Annotated in this window: 26 protein-coding genes; 24 read left to right on the forward strand and 2 right to left on the reverse strand. The window is 65.1% G+C overall.

The features are described from left to right. Window positions 1-36: 36 nt before the first annotated feature. A complete protein-coding gene (locus QQS14_RS09195; RefSeq protein WP_285906689.1) occupies window positions 37-1029 on the reverse strand; it encodes an NAD(P)H-dependent glycerol-3-phosphate dehydrogenase in 993 nt (330 codons plus the stop codon). 125 nt (window positions 1030-1154) lie between these two features. Between QQS14_RS09195 and ahbB the strand changes: the two genes are divergently transcribed. The 6 genes from ahbB (at window position 1155) to QQS14_RS09225 (ending at window position 6828) form a co-directional block, all read left to right on the forward strand. Continuing rightward, window positions 1155-1631, forward strand: a complete 477-nt coding sequence (gene ahbB, locus QQS14_RS09200; protein WP_285906690.1) for a siroheme decarboxylase subunit beta — start codon at window positions 1155-1157, stop codon at window positions 1629-1631. A gap of 9 nt (window positions 1632-1640) precedes the next feature. Beyond that, window positions 1641-2900 (forward strand): glutamate-1-semialdehyde 2,1-aminomutase, encoded by a 1260-nt coding sequence (hemL, locus tag QQS14_RS09205; protein WP_285906691.1) that lies wholly within the window; start codon window positions 1641-1643, stop codon window positions 2898-2900. A gap of 55 nt (window positions 2901-2955) precedes the next feature. Then, a complete protein-coding gene (locus QQS14_RS09210; RefSeq protein WP_285906692.1) occupies window positions 2956-3990 on the forward strand; it encodes a cobalt-precorrin 5A hydrolase in 1035 nt (344 codons plus the stop codon). Beyond that, entirely contained in the window at window positions 3984-4751 is a 768-nt protein-coding gene (cobJ, locus tag QQS14_RS09215; protein WP_285906693.1) for a precorrin-3B C(17)-methyltransferase, read from the forward strand. Before QQS14_RS09210 ends, cobJ begins: the two co-directional genes overlap by 7 nt. 200 nt (window positions 4752-4951) lie before the next feature. Next, window positions 4952-5353 (forward strand): cytochrome c3 family protein, encoded by a 402-nt coding sequence (locus QQS14_RS09220; RefSeq protein WP_285906694.1) that lies wholly within the window; start codon window positions 4952-4954, stop codon window positions 5351-5353. A 74-nt stretch (window positions 5354-5427) separates the two neighbouring features. Continuing rightward, window positions 5428-6828: a hypothetical protein gene (locus tag QQS14_RS09225; RefSeq protein WP_285906695.1), complete on the forward strand. Its 1401-nt coding sequence runs from the start codon at window positions 5428-5430 to the stop codon at window positions 6826-6828. 144 nt (window positions 6829-6972) lie between these two features. Here QQS14_RS09225 and QQS14_RS09230 read toward each other — a convergent pair whose 3' ends face one another. After that, a complete protein-coding gene (locus QQS14_RS09230) occupies window positions 6973-7968 on the reverse strand; it encodes a phosphotransferase enzyme family protein (RefSeq protein WP_285906696.1) in 996 nt (331 codons plus the stop codon). Between the two features lie 241 nt (window positions 7969-8209). Here QQS14_RS09230 and QQS14_RS09235 point away from each other — a divergent pair, with 241 nt between their 5' ends. The 18 genes from QQS14_RS09235 to ptsP all read left to right on the forward strand — a co-directional run. Then, on the forward strand, window positions 8210-9370 hold the full coding sequence (locus tag QQS14_RS09235; RefSeq protein ID WP_285906697.1) for a pyridoxal phosphate-dependent aminotransferase: 1161 nt from the start codon (window positions 8210-8212) through the stop codon (window positions 9368-9370). Continuing rightward, complete coding sequence (locus QQS14_RS09240; protein ID WP_285906698.1) at window positions 9367-9702, forward strand: TraR/DksA family transcriptional regulator; 336 nt, start codon at window positions 9367-9369, stop codon at window positions 9700-9702. The genes QQS14_RS09235 and QQS14_RS09240 overlap by 4 nt, the downstream gene beginning before the upstream one ends. A 149-nt stretch (window positions 9703-9851) precedes the next feature. Continuing rightward, complete coding sequence (locus tag QQS14_RS09245) at window positions 9852-10811, forward strand: hypothetical protein (RefSeq protein ID WP_285906699.1); 960 nt, start codon at window positions 9852-9854, stop codon at window positions 10809-10811. A 117-nt stretch (window positions 10812-10928) separates the two neighbouring features. Continuing rightward, window positions 10929-12110 carry a cystathionine gamma-synthase family protein gene (locus tag QQS14_RS09250; RefSeq protein ID WP_285906700.1) on the forward strand — a complete coding sequence of 394 codons (1182 nt, stop codon included), beginning with the start codon at window positions 10929-10931 and terminating at the stop codon, window positions 12108-12110. 139 nt (window positions 12111-12249) lie between these two features. Further along, a complete protein-coding gene (gene ffh, locus QQS14_RS09255; protein ID WP_285906701.1) occupies window positions 12250-13764 on the forward strand; it encodes a signal recognition particle protein in 1515 nt (504 codons plus the stop codon). A 92-nt stretch (window positions 13765-13856) separates the two neighbouring features. After that, entirely contained in the window at window positions 13857-14096 is a 240-nt protein-coding gene (rpsP, locus tag QQS14_RS09260) for a 30S ribosomal protein S16 (RefSeq protein ID WP_155934186.1), read from the forward strand. An 84-nt stretch (window positions 14097-14180) separates the two neighbouring features. Further along, window positions 14181-14414, forward strand: coding sequence for a KH domain-containing protein (locus QQS14_RS09265; protein ID WP_285906702.1), 234 nt, complete (start codon window positions 14181-14183; stop codon window positions 14412-14414). A 210-nt stretch (window positions 14415-14624) separates the two neighbouring features. Next, window positions 14625-15224, forward strand: a complete 600-nt coding sequence (gene rimM, locus QQS14_RS09270) for a ribosome maturation factor RimM (protein ID WP_285906703.1) — start codon at window positions 14625-14627, stop codon at window positions 15222-15224. Next, entirely contained in the window at window positions 15221-16516 is a 1296-nt protein-coding gene (gene trmD / locus QQS14_RS09275) for a tRNA (guanosine(37)-N1)-methyltransferase TrmD (RefSeq protein ID WP_285906704.1), read from the forward strand. The genes rimM and trmD overlap by 4 nt, the downstream gene beginning before the upstream one ends. Before the next feature lie 31 nt (window positions 16517-16547). Beyond that, the gene (rplS, locus tag QQS14_RS09280; RefSeq protein ID WP_285906705.1) at window positions 16548-16898 is read left to right on the forward strand and encodes a 50S ribosomal protein L19; all 351 of its coding nucleotides are present in this window, start codon (window positions 16548-16550) and stop codon (window positions 16896-16898) included. An 806-nt stretch (window positions 16899-17704) separates the two neighbouring features. Further along, a complete protein-coding gene (locus tag QQS14_RS09285) occupies window positions 17705-18337 on the forward strand; it encodes a ribonuclease HII (protein WP_285906706.1) in 633 nt (210 codons plus the stop codon). A 56-nt stretch (window positions 18338-18393) separates the two neighbouring features. Beyond that, window positions 18394-18786, forward strand: coding sequence for a YraN family protein (locus QQS14_RS09290; protein WP_285906707.1), 393 nt, complete (start codon window positions 18394-18396; stop codon window positions 18784-18786). Beyond that, window positions 18783-19613 (forward strand): 16S rRNA (cytidine(1402)-2'-O)-methyltransferase, encoded by an 831-nt coding sequence (rsmI, locus tag QQS14_RS09295; protein WP_285906708.1) that lies wholly within the window; start codon window positions 18783-18785, stop codon window positions 19611-19613. The genes QQS14_RS09290 and rsmI overlap by 4 nt, the downstream gene beginning before the upstream one ends. Then, entirely contained in the window at window positions 19610-20596 is a 987-nt protein-coding gene (gene bioB / locus QQS14_RS09300; protein ID WP_285906709.1) for a biotin synthase BioB, read from the forward strand. Before rsmI ends, bioB begins: the two co-directional genes overlap by 4 nt. 15 nt (window positions 20597-20611) lie before the next feature. Beyond that, a complete protein-coding gene (locus QQS14_RS09305) occupies window positions 20612-21163 on the forward strand; it encodes a biotin transporter BioY (protein WP_285906710.1) in 552 nt (183 codons plus the stop codon). Between the two features lie 30 nt (window positions 21164-21193). Then, window positions 21194-21994, forward strand: a complete 801-nt coding sequence (locus tag QQS14_RS09310; protein ID WP_285906711.1) for a PTS system mannose/fructose/sorbose family transporter subunit IID — start codon at window positions 21194-21196, stop codon at window positions 21992-21994. Between the two features lie 49 nt (window positions 21995-22043). Beyond that, entirely contained in the window at window positions 22044-22349 is a 306-nt protein-coding gene (locus QQS14_RS09315) for an HPr family phosphocarrier protein (protein WP_285906712.1), read from the forward strand. Continuing rightward, window positions 22350-24129: phosphoenolpyruvate--protein phosphotransferase (gene ptsP, locus QQS14_RS09320; protein ID WP_285906713.1), on the forward strand; the 1780-nt coding region annotated here is incomplete at its 3' end.

The following is a 24129-nucleotide window of genomic DNA, read 5'->3' on the forward strand; positions in this document are numbered from 1 at the left end:
GATTCCTTTGGCGGTTATTCGCCCTTTATTCGTCCATTATTCATCTTTGAGCTCGCGGCTCATGAGGTCCTTGACAGCGCAGGCCGGGTCTTTGTCTTCATACAAAATGGCGTGGACCTGTTCGGTGATGGGCAGTTCCACTCCCAGCTTGCGGGCCAGATCGTGCAGGGCCTTGGTGGTCTTGACGCCCTCGGCCACGGCCTTCATCTGGCCGACAATGGCGTCGAGCTTCATGCCCTGGCCCAGTTTGAGGCCCACCTGCCGGTTGCGCGAGAGGTCGCCGGTGCAGGTCAGGACCAGATCGCCCATGCCCGAGAGGCCCATGAAGGTGCGGATCTGCCCGCCCATGGCCTGTCCCAGGCGGCTCATCTCGGCCAGCCCGCGGGTGATGAGGGCGGCCCTGGCGTCGTGGCCGAAGCCCAGGCCGTCGGAGATGCCTGCGGCGATGGCGATGACGTTCTTGACCGCGCCGCCCAGCTCCACGCCGCGATAGTCGGGCGTGAAGTAGACGCGAAAGGCCGGGGTGGAAAAGGCGGCCTGCAACTCGTGGCCCAGCTCGTGGTCCTCGCAGCCCAGCGACACGGTGGTGGGCATGCCCGCGCTGACCTCGGCGGCAAAGGAGGGGCCGGAGAGGGAGGCATAGCGCGGATGCTTGCCGTCCAGCGCCTGGGCCACCACCCGGCTCATGGGGGCCAGGGTTGAAAGTTCTATGCCCTTGGAGGCGCAGACCATGACCGGGTTGTCGGGCAGGATGTCGCGAAAGCCCTCCAGGGCCGGGCGGATGAACTGGCTGGGGATGACCAGCAGGAAATAGTCGGCCCCGGCAAAGGCGGTCTTGGGGTCGGATTCCACGGCCAGGGCGTCGCTCAAGCGCACGCCGGGCAGGAAGGTGGCGTTTTCGCGCGTGTCGCGGATGGCGGCCACCACCTCGGGCTCGCGCGCCCACAGGGTGGTGCTCACCCCGTTTCTGGCCAGCATGTCGGCCAGGGTGGTGCCCCAAGCTCCGGCACCGAGAACGGCTATCTTCATGGAGAAACTCCTTTTGTGCGTGATGGCCCATGAGCATACGTGTGGCCGCCGCCGGTGGCAAGCCCCGAGCGAACAGGCTTGGCCCCGGTTGCATCATCGGGCGCGGGCGGGTATAGAGCACAGCCATGGCAATACGATTCACCCAGACAGAAGAGCGTATTCTGGCCCTGGCGGGCACCGACCTGCCGGACACCGAGCAACCGTTCCTGAGCATCGCCGAGCAGGCGGGCGTGGACGAGCAGACCGTCATCGACCTGCTGGCCGATCTCAAGAAGCGCAAGATCATCCGCCGCTTCGGGGCCACCCTGCGCCACCAGAAGGCGGGCTACGGCCACAACGCCATGGTCGCCTGGCGCGTGTCCCCGGAGAGGGCCGACGAGGTGGGCGAGATATTCGCCGCCCGGCCCGAGATCAGCCACTGCTACATCCGCCGCACCTACCCGGAGTGGACCTACAACGTCTACACCATGATCCACGGCGAGCGGCCCGGCCAGACCGACGAGGTGGTGGCCGAGTTGGAGAAGATCACCGGCATAGACGACCATTGCACGCTCAAGTCGCTGAAGGAACTCAAGAAGACCTCGATGGTCTATTTCAAATAGGAGCCGCCCATGGATTCCAAGTCGCTTTACGCCAAGGCCAAGACCCTCATGCCCGGCGGGGTCAACTCGCCGCTTCGGGCCTGCCGCTACGTCAACGCCGAGCCTGTCTTCATCGACCGCGCCAAGGGGGCGCGCATGTGGGATGTGGAGGGGCGCGAATACATCGACTACGTCCTGAGTTGGGGGCCGATGATCCTCGGCCACCAGGACCCGGCCGTGTCCGAGGCCGCCCACCGGGCCGTGGACAAGGGCTCAAGCTACGGCGCGCCCTGCCTGGGCGAGATCGCCCTGGCCGAGAAGATTTCGCAGCTCATCCCGTCCATGGAGATGATGCGCATGGTTTCCTCCGGCACCGAGGCAACCATGTCAGCCCTGCGGCTGGCGCGCGGCTATACGGGCCGCAGCAAGTTCGTCAAGTTCATCGGCAACTACCACGGCCACGCCGATTCCTTTCTGGCAGCGGCGGGCAGCGCGGCGGCCACCGTGCCCGGCACCCCGGGCGTGCCCGAGGAGATCGTCCGCCACACCCTGCTGGCCCATTACAACGACCTTGCGGCCGTGCGCGCCCATTTCGAGGCCAGCGGTTCCGAGATCGCCTGCGTCATCGTGGAGCCTGCCGCGGGCAACATGGGGCTGATCCTGCCTGCGGACGGATTCCTCCAGGGCTTGCGCGATTTGTGTACCGAATACGGGGCGCTGCTCATCTTCGACGAGGTCATCACCGGATTCCGGCTGGCTCCGGGCGGGGCGCAGGAGCGGTTCGGCATCACGCCCGACCTGACCACCCTGGGCAAGATCATCGGCGGCGGGTTCCCGGTGGGCTGCTACGGCGGTCGCCGCGAGATCATGGAGCACATGGCCCCGGTGGGCGGCGTGTTCCAGGCCGGAACCCTCTCGGGCAACCCCGTGGCCATGGCCGCCGGGCTGGCCACCCTTGAGCGGCTTGAGCAGTGCGACTACGCCGGGCTTGAGGCGCGCACCCAGGCCCTGGCCCGCGAATTGGCGGCCATCATGGAGTCCAAGGGCCAGGCCGTGTCCCTCAACGCCATCGCCTCGGCCTTCACCATGTATTTCTCCAAGGGGCCGGTGACCAACATGATCGAGTCCGGCAAGTGCGACTCGGCCGCCTACGCCAGCTTCTGGCAGCAGATGCTGGCTCAGGGCATCTACCTCGCGCCCGCCGGGTTCGAGTGCGCCTTCACCTCCTTTGCCCACACGGACGAGGATTTCGAGAAGACCCTGGACGCGGCCCGCAAGGTCCGCTTCTGACCGGGGGCGGCCGCCTGTTCCGGTTCGCCGGACCGGGAGCCGGGGAGCGCGGACCATGCCCGAGCCTGTCAAGATCGCCGTCTACGCCCTGACCGGGCAGGGATACCCCCTGGCCGTGCGCCTCGCCCGGGAGATGGGCGGTGTCCTCTTTGCCACCCCCCGGCTGGCCCGGGGGGCGGATGTACCCTTTGATTCCCTGCCTGATCTGGTGGGCGGCCACTTCCATCGCTTCGACGGGCACGTGTTCGTGGCCGCTGCGGGCATTGTGGTGCGCTGCATCGCGCCGCATCTGCGGGGCAAGGAGGTGGACCCGGCCGTGGTCTGCCTCGACCAGGGCGGCCGGTTCGCGGTCAGCCTGCTCTCGGGCCACCTGGGCGGGGCCAACGATCTGGCCTCCCGCTGCGCGGCCATCAGCGGCGGGCAGGCGGTGATCACCACGGCCACGGACTGCGCCGGGCTGCCCTCGCTGGACCTGCTGGCCCGCGACCGGGGCATGGCCATCGGCAACCTCGGCCGGGTCAAGGCGGTGAATGCGGCCCTGCTGCGCGGCGAGGCGGTCCAGTTGCACGATCCGGGCGGGTATCTGCGGGCAGAAGATCCGAAATATTTCAGAGTAGTGGACGATCCGGCCCGGTGGCGGCAGGGCGAGCCGGGGGTCTGGGTCTCCTGGCTCCGGGACTGCCCGGACGAGGCGGCGCTGCGTCTGTATCCGCGCGCGCTCATGCTCGGCGTGGGCTGCCGCCGGGGCGTGAGCGGGGCGGACATCTCGGCCCACATCCGCGAGTCGTTCCGGGCGGCTGACCTCTCGTTCCTGAGCATCGGCGGCCTGGGCAGTGTCGAGGCCAAGGCCGACGAGCCGGGCCTGCTCGACGCGGCCGAGGGGCTGGGCGTGGTGCCCGAATTCTTTGCCGCCGACCGGCTGGGCGCGGTGACCGTGCCCAATCCCTCGTCCGGGGTGCTCCAGCGCATGGGCACCCCCTCGGTGGCCGAGGCGGCGGCCATCCTGCTGGCCCGGGGCGGCCCGCTGATCATGGAAAAGACGCCAACAGACAAGGTCACGCTGGCCGTGGCGAGGAGCGAATCATGCTGACAGCCGTGAGCCTCGGGCCTGGGGACGCGAGCCTGCTGACCCCGGCGGCCCGGGAGGCCATCGCCGGAGCCGACGTGGTGGCCGGGTACAAGGGATACATCGATCTGGTGCCTCCGGAACTGCTGGCGGGCAGGGAGGTGATCTCAACCGGCATGATGGGCGAGGTGGAGCGCGCCCGGGCGGCTGTGGAGGCGGCCCGCGCCGGGCGGCGCACGGTCATGGTCTGTAGCGGCGACGCGGGCATCTACGCCATGGCCGGGCTGCTGCTGGAAATCCTGGAGGCCGAGGGGCTGCTCGACACCGTACCTTTCGCCGTGGTGCCCGGGGTGCCCGCCTTTGCCGCCGCAGCCGCCCTGCTGGGGGCACCGCTCATGCACGACTTCGCCTCGGTCAGCCTGAGCGACCTGCTCACCCCGTGGGAGGTCATCGAGAAGCGGCTCAAGCTGGCGGCTGAGGCGGATTTCGTCATCGCCATCTACAACCCGCGCTCCAGGAGGCGGGACGACCATCTGGCCCGCGCCCTGGCCATCATCGCCGGGAGCCGCGCCCCGCAGACCCCGGTGGGCGTGGTGGGCCGGGCCTACCGGCCGGGCCAGAGCGTGACCCTGACCACCCTTGATGCGGTGGACACGGCCGGGGTGGACATGCAGACCGTGCTCCTGGTGGGTAACTCCGCCACCCGCGCGGCGGGCGGGCGCATGCTCACCCCGCGCGGCTACCACCGCAAATACGCCATGAACCGGGGCGGGCAGGAAGAATGACCGGCCGGGGTGCTTGCCCGGGACCATGTCGGGCCGGGTGTGCGGCCGATGTGGAAACCCCTTGCCTTGCGGGGTGATTTTCAGGTAAACCCAAGCGTCTACGATGGCATCCCCCGCTTGACAGGGGGGGGATACTTATTTATCCCGCACAGTAGAGAGTGTGACGGTTTCTTATTCATGCAACAGGAGGAAGTAGGTACATGAAAAAATCTCTGATGATCTGTCTTATGGTCGCCGCGTTGGTGTGCGTTTTCGCGCTGCCCGCGGTTATCGCCGGTGCCGCGGTGCCGGAAACCGTGACCATGAGCGCCCCCGAAGGCTCCGAGATGACCCGGTCCGCAGTGGTCTTCCCGCACAAGGCCCACGAGACCCTGGGCATCGACTGCTTCGTGTGTCACCACACGAACGATTCCAAGGACTCCATCACCGGCTGCTCCGTGGACGGTTGCCACACCGACAACAGCAAGGAAGCCAAGAAGGACCCGACCGGTTTCTACCAGGCCTTCCATGGCAAGTCCGACGCCTCTTGCCTGCAGTGCCACAAGAACGAGAAGAAGGCCGGGAAGAATCCCCCGGTGGCTTGCAAGGACTGCCACAAGTAGTCTGACGGCCGATCCCAAGGGGAGCTGTCCACGACAGCTCCCCTTTTTCAAACTCCCGCCTTCCGGAGGTATCAATGACCCCGGCTCCACCGCCCTCCCACAAAGACGACAGCGTCGATGTCAACGACATGCTGAACGCCGGCAAGCCCGAGCACGAGGGGCTGGACCCGGATTCGCTTGATGCGGATTTCGAGCAGGAGCTTGAGGATCTTTTTTCCGATGACCTTGAGGAGGAGCAGGCGGCGGGCGACGAGGACGACGGCGAGCCCATCGTGCTCGACGAATACGTCACCGTGGAGAACGACGGCATTGACGAGGACATGGACATGGCCCCTGGTGCCGGGAATGACACCGGGGATGACGACGAATTGATGCTTCTGGACGATCTGGCCGACGACGATGGCGAGGTGCTGCTCCTTGACGACATGGCCGCCGATGTCGACGATGACCCGGCCGATGCCGTGACCAAAGCCCTTGCCGATGCCGAGGACCAGGACATGGCCGCCCTGCTTGAGGACATCGCCGAGGCCAACGAGCCCGAGCCGGAGTCCGCCGAGGACGATGAGGTCATCGAGCTGGACGACCTGCTGGACGAGCCTGCCGAGGACCTGGATGATCTTGACGCCCTGTTGGCCGAGGCCGGGGACGAGCCCGGGAACGAGACCGGAGACGACGACATTCTTCTGCTCGACGAGGTGGTGGCCGAGCCGGACGCCGAGCCGGACGCCGAGCCGGACATGGAGCCGGACGCCCTGGACGCGGCCCTGGCCGAGGAGATGGATTCGGACGCAGCCCAGGCCCAAGACATTCCCGTGAGCGAGGCCGTGCCCGCAGAGGCGCTGGACCAGCTCATGGACGATCCCGAGGCCGACTCGGCAGACGACGGGCTTTCCGACCTGACCGGCCTGGACGCCCTTGAGGACGACATGGAGGACATGGACAGCCTGCTGGACAACGTCGAGGTGGATGTGTCCGACGTGATGGGCGATTCCATGACCGCCGACATTGGTGCCGACATGGGTGCCGACATGGACGACGACATGGGCTCCCTCTCTGATGCCGATATTTCCGACATGGACCTGCCCGAAGTGGACATGTCAGGCGTGGGCCGGCCCGGACCGGCGGTAAGCGCCGCAGCGGCAGCCATGGCGGGTGACCCCGATGTGGATGCCATGGACATGGACGGCATGGACCTGGGCGACGAGCTTGCCCGCGAGGCCATGCCCCCCGACGCCGGGCTGGACGTGTCCGACGACGTGGACATGGACCAGCTGCTGGCCGATGTGCGTCCCGAGGCCTCGGCGATGGGCGAGGCCTCCCTGCCCGAACTCCAGGCCAAGGTGGCCCGGCTCGAAGCCCGCGTGGCCGAGTTGGAAAGCCGCATCCGTCAGGAGATAGCCAACCTGCTTCCGGCCGAGGCCGCCCGCATCATCCGCGAGGAAATCTCGGCCCTGGCCAGCGAACTGGAAGACTAGCCGCGCAGCGCAATCCGCCCCTGACACGGTTCGAGGTTCCCTTTGATTTCGGTCCGGACGGCCAGCCAGGCCGTTCCGGGCCGCATTGTTATTGTCCGTTTTCTCAGCCCTGCCCCGAGCCGAGCCTTGCGCGGCCGCATTCCGTCAGTATACTGTTGAACCGCTTCCGGCGTCCAGAATGGTCCTCCAGGCCGGGAGCAGGGTGTCGAGGCTGTTGGCCAGCAGGCGCATGAAGCGGACCTCCAGGTCGATCATCGACCTGTCGTCGCGGCGCAGCCATTCCGAGAGCCAGGCCATGCGCAGGGCCAGGACCGTCTCGGGCAGCAGGGCCAGGGCCGGGGGCGGCAGGCATTCCTCGTCGCGCAGGGTGCACAGCAGGGCAGGGGCCAGCCCCCGGACTAGGGCGGCCGGGTCCTCCATGCCCACGCAGCCAAGGCAGTTGGCCGCGTCGTAGAGCACGGGCCGATGCCCGGCAAACTCCCAGTCGATGACCGCAGCCACGCCGTGGCCATGCCAGATGACGTTGCCGGGGTGGAAATCGCCGTGGCAGGGCGCGGTGTCGAGCCCGGCCCACGCCTCGGCCAGGGGCGCGATGGCGGCCATGACCGGGGTCAGGGTGCGGTATAGATTCGGCTGCCGTTGCCCGATGGTCGTCATGAGCGCGTCAATGTAGGCGGGCAGGGAGAAGCCCGACTCACCGTCGAATTCGTGCGATCCGGTTCCGGCCCGGCGCAGCGCGCCCAGAAAGCGGCCCAGGTGGACGCCCCGCTGCGGCTGGTCCACATAGTCGGGCTGGGGGAGCGGGTCGCCCGGCACAAAGGGCGAGAGTTGCCAGTGCGCGCCCTGGCCGTGAACCACGATCCGGCCGTCCGGTCCGGTCAATGGGGCCGGGATCGGCAGCCCGGCCTGCCGGAGCCGGTGCAGGAACGTGCCGATGCGCTCGCGCCGCGCTACGCTGGCCGGGCCGAGCCGTTCAAGCACCAGGACACGCCCTGCGGCGTCCTGCACTGCGGCCCGGGCTTCGCACCGCTCCGGGCTGCCCTGTAGGGGGATGTCTGGTCGGTCGTGGCCCGGCGTCAGGCCCCAGAGGGTCAGGTGGCCCGCTTCGGGGGCCGGGGCCGGGGCCGGGAAATGGTGCATGGGGTTCTCCTTGTGAGGCGGCGCGTCAGTCCACTGTAGTAGGGGGCGGCGAGCCTCGCGTCAACGTGGCGACTGTTCCTCGCAATTTCCTTTCTCCACGCTCTGTGCTCTCAATTCCCGTTCCGGCGTCATCTTCGGGAACGTGCGCGGGCTCACGAGGGTTTTCCTTCGTGGGGAACTCATGTATGCTGAAGGTTCGTGGCTGAGTTCAGCCGCACCCCCAAACGCGAGTCAGGAAATCATGGCATTGAGAGTGAGCAAACGGCGGCCCCTGGTGGCCCAGTCCGAGATACGGAGCATGTCCATCGAGTGCGCCCGGGTCGGCGGCATCAATCTGGCCCAGGGAGTGTGCGATCTGCCCGTGCCCGAAGTTGTCGTGCGCGGGGCGGCCGAGGCCATGGAGCGCGGTCACAACATCTACACCCGCTTTGACGGCCGGGCCGAGCTGCGCCGGGCCATCGCGGCCAGACAACTGCGCGACACCGGTCTGGACGCGGACCCCGAGACCCAGGTGGTGGTCTCGGCCGGGGCCACGGGCGCGTTCTACTCCGCCTGCCTCGCCCTGCTCGACGAGGGCGACGAGGTGGTGGTCTTCGAGCCCTACTACGGCTACCACATCGTCACCCTGGCCTCGCTGGGCATCAGGCCGGTCTTCGTCACCCTGGCCCCGCCAGACTGGGAATTCGCCGCCGCCGATCTGGAGCGCGTGGTCACGCCGCGCACCCGGGCCATCATCCTGAACACGCCCTCCAATCCGGCGGGCAAGGTGTTCAGCCGCGAGGAGCTGGCCCTGGTGGCCGACTTCGCCCAGGCCCACGACCTGTTCGTGTTCACCGACGAGATATATGAGAGCTTCGTCTTCGACGGGCTCGCGCACATCGCCCCGGCGACCATGCCCGGCATGGCCCGGCGGACCATCACCATCTCCGGCCTGTCCAAGGTCTTTGCCATCACCGGCTGGCGCATCGGCTACGCCCTCTGCGACCCGGAATGGGCGCTGGCCATCGGGCATTTCAGCGATCTGGTCTATGTCTGCGCCCCGGCCCCGCTGCAACTGGGCGCGGCACGCGGCCTCGATGAACTGGGGCCGGGCTATTACCGGGGCGTGGCCGAGGACCATCAGCACAAGCGCGATCTCTTTTGCTCCACCCTGCGCGAGATCGGGCTGACGCCCCATGTGCCAGCCGGGGCCTACTACACCCTGGCCGATGTGTCGCGCCTGCCCGGCGACACGGCCAAGGCCCGGGCCATGCACCTGCTTGCGCGCACCGGCGTGGCCTGCGTGCCCGGCTCGGCCTTCTATCAGGGGGACACGGGCGAGACCCTGGCCCGATTCTGCTTTGCCAAGGAAATGAACATACTTGAAGACGCCATGCGCAGGCTGAGGAAGCTCACGTCATGACAGAGAAGGAAAGAAAGGATTTCAAGCGGCACGCCAGCGAGGAGATCGAGTCCATCAAGGCGGAGATTCCCCGGCTTGAAGCGCTGCTCGTGCCCGTGGCCCCGGACAACGCCATCGGCCGCATCTCGCGCATGGACAACATCGTCAACCAGTCCGTGGCCGAGGCCCAGCTCTCCAAGGCCCGGGTCCGGCTGGCCCGCCTGAATGAAGCCCTGCGCCGCGTGGACGACGACGAGGACTTCGGCCTGTGCATCGCCTGTGGTGAACCCATCCCCATGGCCCGGCTCAAGGCCATGCCCGAAACCCAGTATTGCGTGGAGTGTGCGGAGTAGGGGGCAAAGTTGATCGGATGGTTCAATAATCAATCCTTGGAAAAATCAGGGATTAACTGGCTCCATATCCTTGTCATTGACAGAAATGTTTTCAGCGAAAACAATAGAATGTGGTTAATCGGAATCCAGCACTCTAACAAGAGAACTCTATGAAGCCGCCAGCACTTACCGATGCACAGAAAATCAGATTGTCAATTCTTAGGAAGCAACTGCTTGAATCTTGTGCAGTAGGTGATGTTGTTGCAGGGAGGAAGGCGATAGCTGATCTCAAACCGCTTCTGATTAGAACTGGTCATCACACAAAATATCATGAGCTGCTTCTTCATTACTGTGAGACGTTAATTCTAAAAAAAGAATATCAGGCTGCAGACAGCCTTCTCTTAGGTATACTTAAAAATACAAATGATAATACAAGAATTCACCAAGAGGCAAGCGTTTTGCTCTCTATATGCAAGCTGCATAATGGCGATATTAAGTCATCAGAATTATATCTAAGAAATGCTCTGCACTCCACGGCGATCAAAGGTCTTGAACGTAGAAAGGAATTCTTACACTGGATATCAAAACGATTTGAAGAAGAGTCGTTGCTGGTTTCCTTTGGAGAAAACCCGTTTGAGATAAATACCGATGCAATTGTCGCCGAGATTCAAAACAATTTTATATCAAATGTAAGCGCTAAACAGCTATTGGAAAACATAGGCAATAGTGTTCCGCCAAAGTCTATCGACTTTATGAAGAAAATATATGAGATGGCCAAGAACCAGCTTCCACACAACGAAAAACCTATGCTTCCCCCTGCACTGGGTTCTTCAGATTCTTGCGAGGTTGGGAAAAGGGTATTCGATGGAATATCAAGAAGAATCTGGATGAAAATCTGTCCTCGGAACAGCGGTATGCGGCAGTCCCTTTCTTGCTTACAGGATCCGAAAATTGTTAGTATTGCAATCTTGACGGAGATTGCAAGTCAAGGCTATGGGCTTCCAGTTAATACAATGCTTGCAAGCCTTACTGCGTATATTTTGAAGATATCATTAAATAAATATTGTGACGAGTTTAAGCCGGAGCCTTTAATGCGCCAAAGATATAAGCGCGAGGGGCGTAATAGTTGATCGCCCAAGCAGCACTCAATTAGCTCCCGACTCCACACAGCCGTGGTTGTTGTCGTCGAACGCCGTGTCTGGTACTTCGGACACGGCTTTTTCATTAGTCACCCAAGGAGCGAGGGCATGAGCCAGCACAAGAAATACGGGTTGGAAACCATGGCCGTATGGGCCGGGGAGGACAAGGTGTCCGGGGGCGAGGCCACCCAGGTGCCGGTGGTGCACAGCGTGGCCTTTGCCTATGACGACCTGGACGAGTGGCTGGACGTGTCCCTGGGCAACCGGCCCGGGCACATCTACACCCGCAACACCAATCCCACGGTGGCGGTGTTCGAGGAAAAGGTGCGGGTGCTTGAGGGGGGCGAGGCGGCGGTGAGCGCGGCCAGCGGCATGGCCATCATCTCGGGCGCGCTCTTTGCCCTGCTGGGTTCGGGCGACCGGGTGGTCTCGGTCAAGGACACCTACGGCGGCACCAACCGGCTCTTCACCGAGTTCCTGCCCCGCCAGGGCGTGGCCGTGACCCTGTGCGAGACCACGGACTTCGCGGCCATCGAGGCCGAGGTGGCCAAGGGATGCCAGGCCCTGTACCTGGAGACGCCAACCAACCCGACCATCAAGATTCTCGACCTTGCGCGGCTGGCGCGGGCGGGCCGGGCGGCCGGGGCCGTGGTCATGGTGGACAACACCTTTGCCACGCCCATCAATCAGAATCCGCTGGCTCTGGGCGCGGACCTCGTCCTGCACAGCGCCACCAAATACCTGGGCGGCCATGCCGACGCCCTGGGCGGGGTGGCCGTGGGCAGCAGGGAGCTGATCAGGAAGATCTACGCCTACCGCGAGATAGCGGGCGGGGCGCTGCACCCCATGTCCGCCTATCTGTTGATCCGGGGCATGAAGACCCTGCACCTGCGCATCGAGCGGCAGAATGCCAATGCCCTGGCCATCGCCCGGTTCCTCGAAGCCCATCCCGGCGTGGAGCGGGTATTCTATCCCGGCCTTGAGTCCCACCCCGGGCACGAGATCGCCCGCAGGCAGATGCGCGGCTTTGGCGGCATGCTCAGCTTCGTGACCAAGGGGGGAACCCTCGACGACGCCGGGCGCGTGCTCTCGCGCCTCCGGCTCGCCCGCCGGGCGGCCAACCTCGGCTCGGTGGAGACCATCGCCGGAATCCCGGCCACCACGAGCCATGTGGAATGCACGGCCGAGGAGCGCCGGGCCATGGGCATCCCCGAGAGCCTCATCCGCTACTCCGTGGGCATCGAAAACGTGGAAGACTTGAAGGCGGACCTGGACCAAGCCCTGTGTTGAGGGCGCGGCCCTTTGCCCCCGCTTCCCGGCGGGCAAGGCTTGACTCCGGCCCGGTTCTGGCTTAACAAACCACCTCTTTGCCCGCGCTGGACGGGTGCTTTGCGCGTGGATAACGGGGATAACCCGGGAGAGAGGACACTTGTTCGAGAGCCTGCAAGAGAGACTTGGCAACGCCTTTCAGAAATTCAAGGGCCAGAAACGACTTGACGAGGACAACGTCAGAGAGGGACTGCGCGAGGTGCGTCTTGCGCTCCTTGAGGCGGATGTCAACTTCAAGGTGGTCAAGGGCTTTGTCGATCAGGTGAAGGAGCGCGCCCTGGGCGAGGAGGTCATGAAGGGCCTCAACCCGGGCCAGCAGATCGTCAAGATCGTCAACGAGGAGCTGACCGAATTGCTGGGCGGCGAGCAGCAGGGGCTGGACCTCGCGGCCAAGCCGCTCAAGCTGATGATGGTCGGCCTCCAAGGCTCGGGAAAGACCACCTCCTCGGGCAAGCTGGCGCTCTACCTGCGCAAGAACCACGGCCGCAAGCCGTACCTCGTGCCTGCCGACGTCTACCGCCCGGCCGCCATCGACCAGCTCAACACCCTGGCCCGGCAGCTGGACGTGCCCGTGTACCCGTCCACCACGGACATGAACCCGGTGGACATCTGCCGCGACGCCATGGCCAAGGCCGCGGAACTGGGCTGTGACCTGATCCTCTTCGACACCGCAGGCCGCCTGCACATCGACGAGACGCTCATGAACGAGCTTGAGAACATCAAGCAGGCGTGCTCGCCGCAGGAAATCCTGTTCGTGGCCGACGCCATGACCGGCCAGGACGCGGTCACCGTGGCCGAGGCGTTCAACGACAAGCTCGGCATCACCGGCGTGGTGCTGACCAAGATGGACGGCGACGCCCGAGGCGGCGCGGCCCTGTCCATCAAGACCGTGACCGGCAGGTCGGTCAAGTTCGTGGGTGTGGGCGAGAAACTTTCGGAGATCGAGCTTTTCCATCCCGACCGCATCGCCTCGCGCATTCTCGGCATGGGCGACATGATGACCCTCATCGAAAAGGCCCAGTCCGAGATCGACGAGGACGAGGCCAAGGTCATGGCCGAGAAGATGGCCAAGGCCGAGTTCGATTTCGAGGATTTCCTCGGCCACATGCGCAAGCTCAAGAAGCTGGGGAGCATGGAGGGGCTGCTCAAGATGATTCCCGGCATGGGCAACGTCATGAAGCAGCTGGGCAAGGATGCCCTGCCCGAGGACGAGATGCGCCGCACCGAGGCCATCATCTCGTCCATGACCCGGCAGGAGCGCCGACAGCCCGCGATCATCAGCCAGAGCCGCAAGGAGCGCATCGCCAAGGGCTCCGGGGTCAAGGTGGCTGACGTCAACGTGCTCATCAAGAATTTCAAGCAGATGAGCAAGGTCATGCAGGCCATGATGGGCGGCGGCAAGAAAAAGGGCAAGTTCGGCCTGCCCAAGCTGCCCGGCCTGGGCGGCGGGGGCATGCCCGACATGAGCGCCCTGGGCGGGATGCCGGGCATGGAGGCGTTGGGCATGGGTGGCGCTGGCGAGGAACCAGCCAAGCACACCATCTCCAAGAAGACGCTCAAGGAGCGAAAGAAAAAGAAGCTCAACAAGCAGGCCCGCAAGAAGAAAAAGAAATAGGGACAAAAAGACGACGTCGTCTTTCCACGGATAATCATCTTGCCAATATGTAGGCAAAAACGTATTACAACACTATTGGGGGTATAAGTACCATGGCTATGAAAATCAGACTGACCCGGATGGGTGCCAAGAAGCGTCCCTTCTACCGCGTGGTGGCTCTTGACAGCGCCGTGCGCCGCGACGGACGCCCTGTGGAGTACCTCGGATACTACAATCCGATGGTCGAGCCCGCCGAGGTCAACCTCGACATGGAAAAGATCGAGAAGTGGCTTGCGCAGGGTGCCGAGCCGAGCAATACCGTTCGTTCCCTGCTCAAGAATGCCGGCAAGTAGCACCGTGCTTCTCTCGTCCGGCTTTCCGTTCGGCAGCTCATGTTCAGGGCGCGAAAACCAGCGCCCACACCGGAGGAAGACGTCATGCTGAAAGAGATGATCGAGTACATTGCCAAATCGCTGGTGGACAATCCGGATGAAGTGCGCGTGACGGAAGTGGAAGGCGAGCAGACCTCGGTCATCGAACTCAAGGTGGCCAAGGAAGACCTCGGCAAGGTGATCGGCAAGCAGGGCCGCACGGCCCGCGCCATGCGCACCCTGCTCGGAGCCGCCTCTACCAAGATCAGGAAACGCTCGGTTCTGGAAATTCTCGAATAGAGCCCGGCGACCCCGCCGTCAGCGGGGCGCGCCGTGACCACGGTTTCCCCGGGGCATAGCTCCGGGGCACAGGAAAAGCTCAAGGCCCGGGCGCACCCAGGTGCGCGGGGCTTGAGCTTTTCGCGGCATGGCCTTGGTCGCGGCCTCCTTGTGCCATTGGCCCGGCGAGCGGCCGGGCATGGGGCGCAGGCCAAACCGGACGGTGAGGACATGAAACAGACCGGATTCGTGATTGTTGGTCAGATCGTCAAGCCCCACGGCATCCGCGGGGAACTTTGCGTCAAGAGCCACGCGCAGTCCCCGGAGCTTTTCGGGCAGGTGCCGTCCATCCATTTGCAGGAGGGAGCCAAGCCGCCCACAGCCCACACCGTGCTTGCCTGGCGCGAGCACAAGGGGCAGGTGCTGCTCACCCTCAAGGGCGTGGCCGACCGCGACGCGGCAGAGGCCCTGCGCGGCCGCGAGGTGCTCGTGCGCGAGGCCGACCTGCCCGACCTGGACGAGGACGAACACTACCTCTACCAGCTCATGGGCTGCCGCGTGACCCTCGAAGACGGCACGGACCTGGGCGTGCTTGAACACTTCTTCGAGACAGCCGAGCAGGACACCTGGGTCATCGTCAACGAGGCGGGCATCGAGATCCTGCTGCCCGCCGTGCCCGAGTTCGTGCTCGACGTGGACCTCGACGCCGGGGTCATCGTGGTCGCCCCGCCGGAGGGGCTGCTCGATCTCTACCTCAACCCCGAGCCGCCAAAGGCCAAGCCCGACCGCCCCAAGCGCGCCAAGAGCGGCAAAAGGGCCAAGGCCTCATGAATTTCCACATCGTTTCCATCTTTCCGCACTATTTCGAGAGTCCGCTCTCCTCGGGCCTGATGGGCAAGGGCGTGGAAAGCGGGCTGGTCGCCATTGATCACATCGACGTGCGCCACTTCGCGGGCGGCATCCACAAGTCCGTGGACGACCGACCCTTTGGCGGCGGCCCGGGCATGCTTCTCAAGCTCGACCCCATGGTCAAGGCCCTCTCGTCCATCGCCTCCCCGGGCCGCATCCTCATGCTCTCGCCGCGCGGCGCGCCCCTGACCCAGGCCCGCGTGCGCCAACTGGCCAGCGAGGAAGACATCACCCTCATCTGCGGCCGTTACGAGGGCATCGACGAGCGGCTGCTGGACCTCTTTCCCATCGAGCTGGTCAGTGTGGGCGATTTCGTGCTCAACGGCGGCGAGGCCGGGGCCGTCTGCCTCATCGAGGCCGTGGCCCGGCTCCTGCCCGGGTTCATGGGCCACGCCGATTCTGGCGACGACGAGAGCTTCTCCTCGGGCCTGCTCGAATACCCGCACTACACCCGCCCTGACGAGTTTCAGGGGCTGGCCGTGCCCGAGGTGCTGCGCACCGGCGATCACGCCAGAATCGGGCAATGGCGGCGCGAACAGTCGCTGGAAGCCACCCTGAGGGACCGGCCCGACCTGCTGCCCGAGGCCCGGCTGACCGTGGAGGACGTGGACCACCTGCGCTCCCTGCGCCGTACCAGGCTGGGCCGCAACCTGTACATCGCCCTGGTCCACTACCCGGTGCTCAACAAGTTTGGCGAAAAGGTGGCCGTGTCCGTGACCAACCTCGATCTGCACGACATGGCGCGCGTGGCCCGCACCTACGGCCTGGGCGGATTCCACGCGGTCACACCCATTGAGGACCAGAAGGCGCTGGCCCGGCAGCTCCTCGCCCACTGGCGCGACGGCGCGGGCAAGGACACCAATCCTGACCGGGCCGAAGCCTTCTCCACGGTCAGGGTTTTTGACGATATCGAGGTGGCGGTCCTTGACATCAAGGCCCAAACAGGGCAATGTCCCCGCCTCGCAGCCACGTCAGCACGGCTGGACCGCGCCCCGGGCGCAGAGCCTGCGCTGACATATCGCAACGTGCGGAAATGGCTGGAAGAATCGCCGGTTTTGCTCGTCTTCGGCACAGGCCACGGCCTGGCTGAGGAAGTGCTGGAAAAAGCCGAAGGCGCGCTCAGGCCCATCCGGTATCTGGACGATTACAACCATCTGTCGGTCAGGAGCGCGGTGGCCATCACCGTTGACCGCCTCATGATGGATGAATACTAGAATAAATTTTCCGTTCACAAGGAGAATGACCATGGACATCATCAAGCAGATCGAATCCGAACACCTCCGTCTCGACATCCCGGAGTTCAAGGCCGGTGACACCGTCAAGGTCCACTATCGGATCGTCGAGGGCGAAAAGGAACGCATCCAGGTTTTCCAGGGTGCCGTGCTGCGCCGCCGTCGGGGCACCACCAACGCCTCTTTCACCGTGCGCAAGATCTCCGATGGCGTGGGCGTGGAGCGCGTGTTCCCCACCAACTCCCCGTTCATCGACAACGTCGAGATCGTCTCCGAGGGCAAGGTCCGCCGCAGCCGCATCTACTACCTGCGCAACCTGCGCGGCAAGGCCGCCCGCATCAAGTCCAAGCAGATCTGGGAATAACCCCGATCCCGCGATAGAGACACCCAGCCCGGAGCGCGCCAGCGCTCCGGGCTTTCGCGGTTTGCGGGCAGGGCAATGCGTTCTGGGGTGGGGCGTGGAAGGCAGGAAGAGAAAGGGCCGTCGCTGGCGCTCCTCCAGTTTTTTTAATGCCCTCCCGGCGGGGTTACTTTCTTTTGCTGGCCCAAAAGAAAGTAACCAAAGAAAAGGGCCTTTCTATCTTGGCCGCCTGCACTCCACGGCCAAGAATCTGATCCAATCGGGGCTGCTCCCGAATCAAGTCGCCGAAGCGGCTCCGTGATTCGAAGAGCCGCAGCCCGCGCTTGGTCAGCTTCTAGGCCTTGGGAGGCTTAATGGCTGGTGTTTACGGAGGACAAAAAATCACGGTCGCAGAGGGCGGGATGGGTCTGCGATCGCATCATCACTCTTCTTTATATCTACGCTGATCACATCATTTTTGGTTTTGCTTACGCTAGCCGGGCAATGGGCGGGAGCGTCGCAGCGCCAGTTCGTCGGGGCGCGTCTGGGGCGAAACCCGGCGGAGGCGGAGTCTTCGACGCCGACAACTGTTTCGCCAGCGGCCCGACGTTACTGGCGCGCGGCGCGGGAGACCCGATCACAGGTCTTTAAAGAGCGACTTTTGCTTCCTTTTGGGCGCTCCGGTCCAAAAGGAAGTCGGCCCGAAGGGACGAAACCCGTCCCATAAAAAACCGCCAAAGGCGGCTTCCTCATCTCTTCCCTCTTTCCTCTTTCCCTTTCCCTTGCCCTTTCTCCTTCTCTTTTTCTGCCAAATGAGGCACATCCCCCTCATGTCCCTCACCCTGCAAACCCAACACCCGCAAGCCTCCATCGCAGGCATTGACGAGGCCGGCCGTGGCTGCCTCGCCGGGCCGGTGGTCGCCGGGGCATGCATTCTTCCGGAAACCTACGACCTGCCTGGTCTGACCGACTCCAAGAAGCTCACCGCCGCCAGGCGCGAGACACTCTACCCCCTCATCAGGGAGCAGGCCGTGGCCTGGGCCGTGGGTGTCTCCTGGCCGGGCGAGATCGACCGGGTCAACATCCTTCAGGCCACCTTCCTGGCCATGGGTCGGGCCGTGCGCGCCCTGAAGGTGTCCCCGTGCTTTCTGCGCATCGACGGCGACAAGACCATCCCGGTCCACGCCCTGGGGCTGTCCGTGCCCCAAGAATGGGTGGTGGGCGGCGACGGCACTGTTCCGGCCATCTCGGCGGCATCGGTGCTGGCCAAGACCTTTCGCGACCGGCTGATGATCAAGCTCGGGCAGCGGTATCCCGGCTATGGGCTGGAAAAACACATGGGCTACGGGACACAGGTACACCTGGAGGCCATCATCAGGCTCGGTCCGTGCCCCATGCACAGGCTGACCTTTCGGGGCGTTCGGCCCGAGCCTGCGCCGCAGCGGCAGGCCAGTCTGATTTGAGTCCGGGGTCTTGCCCGCGCTGGCGTCCCACACCCCTCTGTGCTAGCTTGTCCCCCATGGAAATGCCGAACTTTGTCACACCCGCCAGACGGCGCGGCGACCTCGGCGAGGACGCGGCCGCCCGGTATCTGGAGAGCCAGGGTATGCGCGTAATCGAGCGCAACTGGCGCTATCGCCAGTGGGAGCTGGACCTGATCTGCCGCGACGGCGACACGCTGGTCTTCGTGGAGGTCAAGACGCGCGCGTCCGGGTCCATGAGCACCCCGGCCGATGGGCTGGGCCGGGCCAAGCGGGCGCGGCTGGTCAAGGCGGCGGCCCGGTACCTGAGCGCCAAGGGACTGTGGGACGAGCCGTGCCGGTTCGATCTGGCGGCCGTGGTGGACACGGGCGCGTCGCTGGATGTGGAACACACCGAAAACGCCTTTGATGTGACGGGGATGCGATTGTGAGCGGGGCGGGAAAACTCTGGGTGGTGGCCACGCCCCTGGGCAATGCGGACGACCTGTCGCCGCGCGCCCGGGACATTTTGACCGAGGCGGACATCATCCTGGCCGAGGACACCCGCCGAGCCGGGCTGCTCTTCAAGCGGTTGGGGCTGGCCCGCCACGGCAGGCTGGTCAGCTTCTTCGAGCACAACGAGGAAAAGCGGCTGCCCAAGGTGCTCGGCTGGCTGGGGGAGGGCATGGCCGTGGCCCTGGTCTCTGACGCCGGGACGCCGCTGCTCTCGGACCCCGGCTTCACCCTGGTGCGCGCCTGCCGCGAGCAGGGGTTCGCGGTTTCGCCCGTGCCCGGGCCGAGCGCGCCGGTGGCCGCCCTGTCGGCCTCGGGGCTGCCGCCGCTGCCCTATACCTTCCTTGGGTTCACGCCGCGCAAGAAGAGCCAGACCGAGGCGCTCTTCCTGGCCCATCGCGACACCGGAGCGACCCTGGTCTTTTTCGAGCGCAAAACGCGCCTTGCGGGCACCCTTGAGATCGCGGCCGACATCCTGGGCGACCGGGAGTTCTGCGTGGCCCGCGAGCTGACCAAGGATTACGAGGAATTTCTGCGCGGTCGGCTGGGCGATCTGACCGGCATGGACCCGGAGTTGCGCGGCGAGCTGACCGTGATCATCGGTCCGGCCACGGACGGGGAGAAGACCGACGAAGCCGGGATAGCCCGGCTGGTGGCCGAGGAGGGCGCGGCGGGCGGCAGGCCCAAGGAGATCGCCCGCCGGGTGGCCGGGCGCGCTGTCGGCTGGACAGCCAAAGAGGTCTATGCCACCATGCGTCCCGCATGAGCCTCAACACCGCATACCGCAAGGTTCTGGACGGCCGGTCCCTTTCCGACGCCGACATCCGGTTCCTGGTGGAGTTGCCCGATGAGCGCGTCCCGGAACTGACGCGCCTGGCCCACACGCTGCGGCTGGCCCGGTTCGGCGACCGGGTGGAGTTGTGCGCCATTGTCAACGCCAAGTCCGGCGGCTGCACCGAGGACTGCGCCTTTTGCGCCCAGTCTGTGCGGAGCCGGGCGGACAGCCCGCGCCACGGACTGCTCCCGGCAGGCGAGATTGAGGCGGCGGCTCGGGCGGCCCGGGCGCACGGCGCGACCCGTTTCGGCATCGTGGCCAGCGGCAAGGATGTGGGCGCGAAAGATTTCGAGGGATTTGTCGCGGCGGTCGAGGGCGTGGCCGGGCTGGGACTGGCCCCGGACCTGTCGCCGGGCATCCTGGATCAAGCGCAATTGAAACTGTTGAAAAATGCCGGGTTGCAGGGGTATCATCACAACCTTGAGACCTCGGCCTCGTTCTTTCCCAGCATCTGCACCACCCACGGGTACGACGAGGACGTGCGGGCGGTGCGCGCCGGGCTGGAGGCCGGGCTGCGCGTCTGCTCGGGCGGCCTCTTCGGCCTGGGCGAGGGCTGGGACGACCGGGTGGAGCTGGCCCGGCTCCTGGCCTCCCTTGGGGTGGACTCGGTGCCGATCAATTTCTTGCAGCCCATCCCGGGCACCCCGCTGGCGGGGCGCGAGGTACTCGCCCCGGCCGAGGCGCTCAAGGTCATCGGGCTGTACCGGTTCCTGCTGCCGGACGCGGCCATTCGGCTGTGCGGCGGGCGGCTCTCGGTTTTCGGCCCGGACGCAGGGCGCGATGTGCTCGGCTCGGGCGCCAGCGGCCTGATGATCGGCGACTACCTGACCGTGCGCGGCGGCGATGTGGACCGCGACCTCGCGGATATCCGGGCCGCGGGCCTCAGGCCCGAGACCATCACCATGGACAATTAACCTGAAAGAAGACACATGCCCAAGGATTCCCTGACCGATCTGCACCAGCTTGTCTGGACCGCGCTCCTGGCCGCCACCATCGGCGCGAGCGCGTATCTCATCGTGCCCATCGGGCCGGTGCCTATTTCCATGCAGCCGCTGTTCGTCTTTTTGACGGGGTTTGCGCTTGGCCCCAAGCGGGGGGTCATGGCCGTCGGTCTGTATCTTCTGGCCGGGACATTGGGACTGCCCGTGTTCGCGGGCGGCAGGTCCGGCCTGGGCCACCTGTTCGGCCCCACCGGAGGATACATCTTCGGCTGGTTGGCAGCAGTCTGGCTATGCGGGCTGGCCCGGCAGCCGGACGGGACCGTTTCCTGGATGCGCGGTGGCGGCTTCGGACTGGTCGCGCTGCTGGTGCTTTATTCCATGGGCGCGACCTGGCTCAAGTTCGCCCTGTCCTTGAGCTGGCACAAGGCATGGCTGGTGGGCGTGGCGCCCTTCATTCCCTGGGACGCGCTCAAGCTGGCCGCAGCCCTGGCCGCAGCCAGATACATGACGCGCATCGGGCTGTTGCCCGGGCGCAGGTAGACGCCCGGCGCGGTCCGGCCCGGAGCACGCATGAGCGTCATGAGCGAAAGAAGCCTGACAAGCCTGCGACAGGACACCCTGGTGGTGGCCTGCCTGCGCAGTTTCATGCGCTGCTACATGGCCGGGGCGGGCTTCAACACGCGCGGCATGCAGAACATCGGGCTGGTCTACGCCATGCAGCCGGGGCTGGCCGCCATCCACTCGGAGCCGAAGCAATACCGGGCGGCCCTCAAGCGCTATGTGCGCCACTTCCAGTCCCATCCCTTCTGGATGCCGTGCCTTGTGGGCATCTATCTCAACGTGGAAAAGTCCATTGCGGCCGGGCGGTTTCCCTCGGCCATGCTCTCCAAGGTCAAGGACACCACGGCCTATTCCCTGTCGGCCATCGGCGATTCGGTCTTTGCCGGGAGCCTGCTCATCTTCTGGGCGCTGCTGACCATCTGCCTGCTGCTCACCGGGCACACGGCCGCGCCGCTGGTGCTTGGCATCTGTTTCTTCACGGGGCTCCAGGCCTTTCGCGGCTACACCTTCGTCTGCGGCCTGCGCCAGGGGTTCCGGTTTCTGGAGCGGCTCAAGCGGTGGGACCTGATCAACTGGGGGCGGCGCATCAAGTACCTCAACGCAGGCCTGCTGCTGTGGCTGTGGGCCATCATCTGGCCGCGCCCCCTTGACCGGTGGGAGTGGCTGGCGGGCACGGCCGCGCTGATGCTCTTTGCCCGGTTCGTGCGCACCGGGGTGCTCTCGCGGGTGCTGGCTGCCGCGGTTTTCGTGATCGGCATTGAGCTTTTCCCCACGATGGAGCGGCTGGTGCGGGAATTTTTGAGCTTGTGATTTTTGGTACAATCCGACATAGAAAGAAGTGTCAAACAAGCAGGTGGTCATGACCGAATCAAACCAGAGCACGGGCGAAGAACAGGGGGAGTATCTCTCCCGGCAGGTGGTCGTTGCCAACGAACACGGGCTCCACGCCCGCCCGGCCGGGAAACTCGCCCAGCGCGCCCAGGGTTTTGCGGCGCAGATAAGTATCGTCCTCGATGAGCAGGAGGTGGACGCCAAGTCCATCCTCGACGTGTTGACCCTGGCCGCCGGTCCCGGCGACGTGCTGGAGATCCGCGCCAGCGGCGACGACGCGGCCCAGGCCGTGGAGGCCCTTGAAACGCTGTTTCGCAAAAGGTTCAACGACTAGATGGCAGACAAGATTCTCTCCGGCATTCCGGTGGCCACCGGCATCGCCATCGGCAAGGCGTTCTTTGTCAACCGCAACCACAAGGCGCATCTGCCCCGGCACACCGTGCCTGCGGCCGCGATGGACGCCGAGGTGGAGCGGCTGCACGACGCCTTTGCCGCCGTGGAGGCGGAGCTGACCGTCATCCGCGCGCAGGTTCCCGTCGACCTTCGGGACTACGGCCTGCTCATCGACACCCATGTGCTCATGCTCAAGGACCCCAAGCTCTCGGGCGTGGCCGAGGAGTATGTGCGCACCCTGGGCCTCAACTGCGCCTGGGCGCTGGAAAAGGCCGTGGCCGATCAGGAGGCCGCCTTTGGTGCGGTCCACGATCCCTACATCCGCGAGCGCATGCAGGACGTGCGCGTGGTGGCGGACAAGGTCCAGGCCAAGCTCATCGGCCGCGAGACCGACCTGACCGCCATCCCGGGCCGGGTCATCATCATGGCCCACGACCTGACTCCGGCCGACACCGTGGAGATCCAGGTCAGCCGGATCATGGGCTTTGCCACCGTACGCGGCGGCAAGACCTCGCACACCGGCATCATGGCCCGCTCCATGGGCATCCCTGCCTTGGTGGGCGTGGACATGCTGGAGGATTTCGTCCACGACGGCGATCTGGTGGTCATCGACGGCCTGACCGGCCGCATCGTGGTCAATCCCACCGAGGCCGAGCTTGAGGAATACAACGAGCGCGCCGCCTCTTTCGAGGACTACACCCGCAAGATCAAGCGCGGCTGCCAGCTGCCGGCCGAGACCTTCGACGGCTCCCGCGTCCAGGTGCTGGCCAACATCGAGCTGGTGGAGGAGATCCCCGCCGCCCTGGACAACGGTGCCGAGGGCGTGGGCCTGTACCGCACCGAATACGCCTACCTGAACCGCACCGATCTGCCCACCGAGGACGAGCTGGCCGAGAAATACATCGATCTCGCCGCCATCCTGTCGCCGCGCAAGGTGGTATTTCGGACCCTGGACCTGGGCGCGGACAAGTTCATCTCCGCCTTTGGCGAACTCAACGAGACCAACCCGGCCATGGGGTTGCGGGCCATCCGCTTCTGCCTGCGCAACCCCGAGCTGTTCAAGGTCCAGCTGCGCGCCATCCTGCGTGCCTCGGCCTATGGCAACGTCTCCCTCATGTTTCCCATGATCTCGGGGGTCAAGGAGGTGCGCCAGGCCAAGGCGTGGCTGGCCCAGGCCAAGGCGGAACTGCGCCGCGAGGGCGTGGCCCACAACCCCGAGATGCCGGTGGGCATCATGATCGAGCTGCCCTCGGCCGCCATGATCGCCGAGTTCCTGGCCCGGGAGGTGGACTTCTTCTCCATCGGCACCAACGATCTCATCCAGTATTCCATCGGTGTGGACCGGACCAACCACCATGTGTCCTATCTCTACCAGCCGCTGCACCCGGCCACCCTGCGCACCATCAAGCTGGTGGTTGACGCCGCCCATCAGGCGGGCATAGAAGTCTCCCTGTGCGGCGAGGTGGCGAGTGACCCGTTCTGCGTGCCCATCCTGCTCGGCATGGGCATCGATTCCATCTCCCTGACGCCCCAGGCCATCCCGGGCATCAAGCGCATCATCCGGCAGACCAACATGCACGACTGCCGAAAGCTGCTGCGCAAGGTGCTCGAATGCCGTACCGTCAGCCGCATCAACGGACTGGTCATGGACAACATCTTCAAGTCCTTCCCGGACGAGGTCACGTTCTTCTCGTCCCTGCTCGAAAACGACGAATCGCCGT

This window comes from Pseudodesulfovibrio pelocollis (genome assembly GCF_030282845.1).
In the GTDB taxonomy this organism is placed as follows: Bacteria; Desulfobacterota; Desulfovibrionia; order Desulfovibrionales; family Desulfovibrionaceae; genus Pseudodesulfovibrio; species Pseudodesulfovibrio pelocollis.

Coding starts and splice junctions, on each gene's coding strand:
- QQS14_RS09195 (WP_285906689.1), bottom strand. CDS start 1,029: ATGAAGATAGCCGTTCTCGGTGCCGGAGCTTGGGGCACCACCCTGGCC.
- ahbB (WP_285906690.1), top strand. CDS start 1,155: ATGGCAATACGATTCACCCAGACAGAAGAGCGTATTCTGGCCCTGGCG.
- hemL (WP_285906691.1), top strand. CDS start 1,641: ATGGATTCCAAGTCGCTTTACGCCAAGGCCAAGACCCTCATGCCCGGC.
- QQS14_RS09210 (WP_285906692.1), top strand. CDS start 2,956: ATGCCCGAGCCTGTCAAGATCGCCGTCTACGCCCTGACCGGGCAGGGA.
- cobJ (WP_285906693.1), top strand. CDS start 3,984: ATGCTGACAGCCGTGAGCCTCGGGCCTGGGGACGCGAGCCTGCTGACC.
- QQS14_RS09220 (WP_285906694.1), top strand. CDS start 4,952: ATGAAAAAATCTCTGATGATCTGTCTTATGGTCGCCGCGTTGGTGTGC.
- QQS14_RS09225 (WP_285906695.1), top strand. CDS start 5,428: ATGACCCCGGCTCCACCGCCCTCCCACAAAGACGACAGCGTCGATGTC.
- QQS14_RS09230 (WP_285906696.1), bottom strand. CDS start 7,968: ATGCACCATTTCCCGGCCCCGGCCCCGGCCCCCGAAGCGGGCCACCTG.
- QQS14_RS09235 (WP_285906697.1), top strand. CDS start 8,210: ATGGCATTGAGAGTGAGCAAACGGCGGCCCCTGGTGGCCCAGTCCGAG.
- QQS14_RS09240 (WP_285906698.1), top strand. CDS start 9,367: ATGACAGAGAAGGAAAGAAAGGATTTCAAGCGGCACGCCAGCGAGGAG.
- QQS14_RS09245 (WP_285906699.1), top strand. CDS start 9,852: ATGAAGCCGCCAGCACTTACCGATGCACAGAAAATCAGATTGTCAATT.
- QQS14_RS09250 (WP_285906700.1), top strand. CDS start 10,929: ATGAGCCAGCACAAGAAATACGGGTTGGAAACCATGGCCGTATGGGCC.
- rpsP (WP_155934186.1), top strand. CDS start 13,857: ATGGCTATGAAAATCAGACTGACCCGGATGGGTGCCAAGAAGCGTCCC.
- QQS14_RS09265 (WP_285906702.1), top strand. CDS start 14,181: ATGCTGAAAGAGATGATCGAGTACATTGCCAAATCGCTGGTGGACAAT.
- rimM (WP_285906703.1), top strand. CDS start 14,625: ATGAAACAGACCGGATTCGTGATTGTTGGTCAGATCGTCAAGCCCCAC.
- trmD (WP_285906704.1), top strand. CDS start 15,221: ATGAATTTCCACATCGTTTCCATCTTTCCGCACTATTTCGAGAGTCCG.
- rplS (WP_285906705.1), top strand. CDS start 16,548: ATGGACATCATCAAGCAGATCGAATCCGAACACCTCCGTCTCGACATC.
- QQS14_RS09285 (WP_285906706.1), top strand. CDS start 17,705: ATGTCCCTCACCCTGCAAACCCAACACCCGCAAGCCTCCATCGCAGGC.
- QQS14_RS09290 (WP_285906707.1), top strand. CDS start 18,394: ATGGAAATGCCGAACTTTGTCACACCCGCCAGACGGCGCGGCGACCTC.
- bioB (WP_285906709.1), top strand. CDS start 19,610: ATGAGCCTCAACACCGCATACCGCAAGGTTCTGGACGGCCGGTCCCTT.
- QQS14_RS09305 (WP_285906710.1), top strand. CDS start 20,612: ATGCCCAAGGATTCCCTGACCGATCTGCACCAGCTTGTCTGGACCGCG.
- QQS14_RS09310 (WP_285906711.1), top strand. CDS start 21,194: ATGAGCGTCATGAGCGAAAGAAGCCTGACAAGCCTGCGACAGGACACC.
- QQS14_RS09315 (WP_285906712.1), top strand. CDS start 22,044: ATGACCGAATCAAACCAGAGCACGGGCGAAGAACAGGGGGAGTATCTC.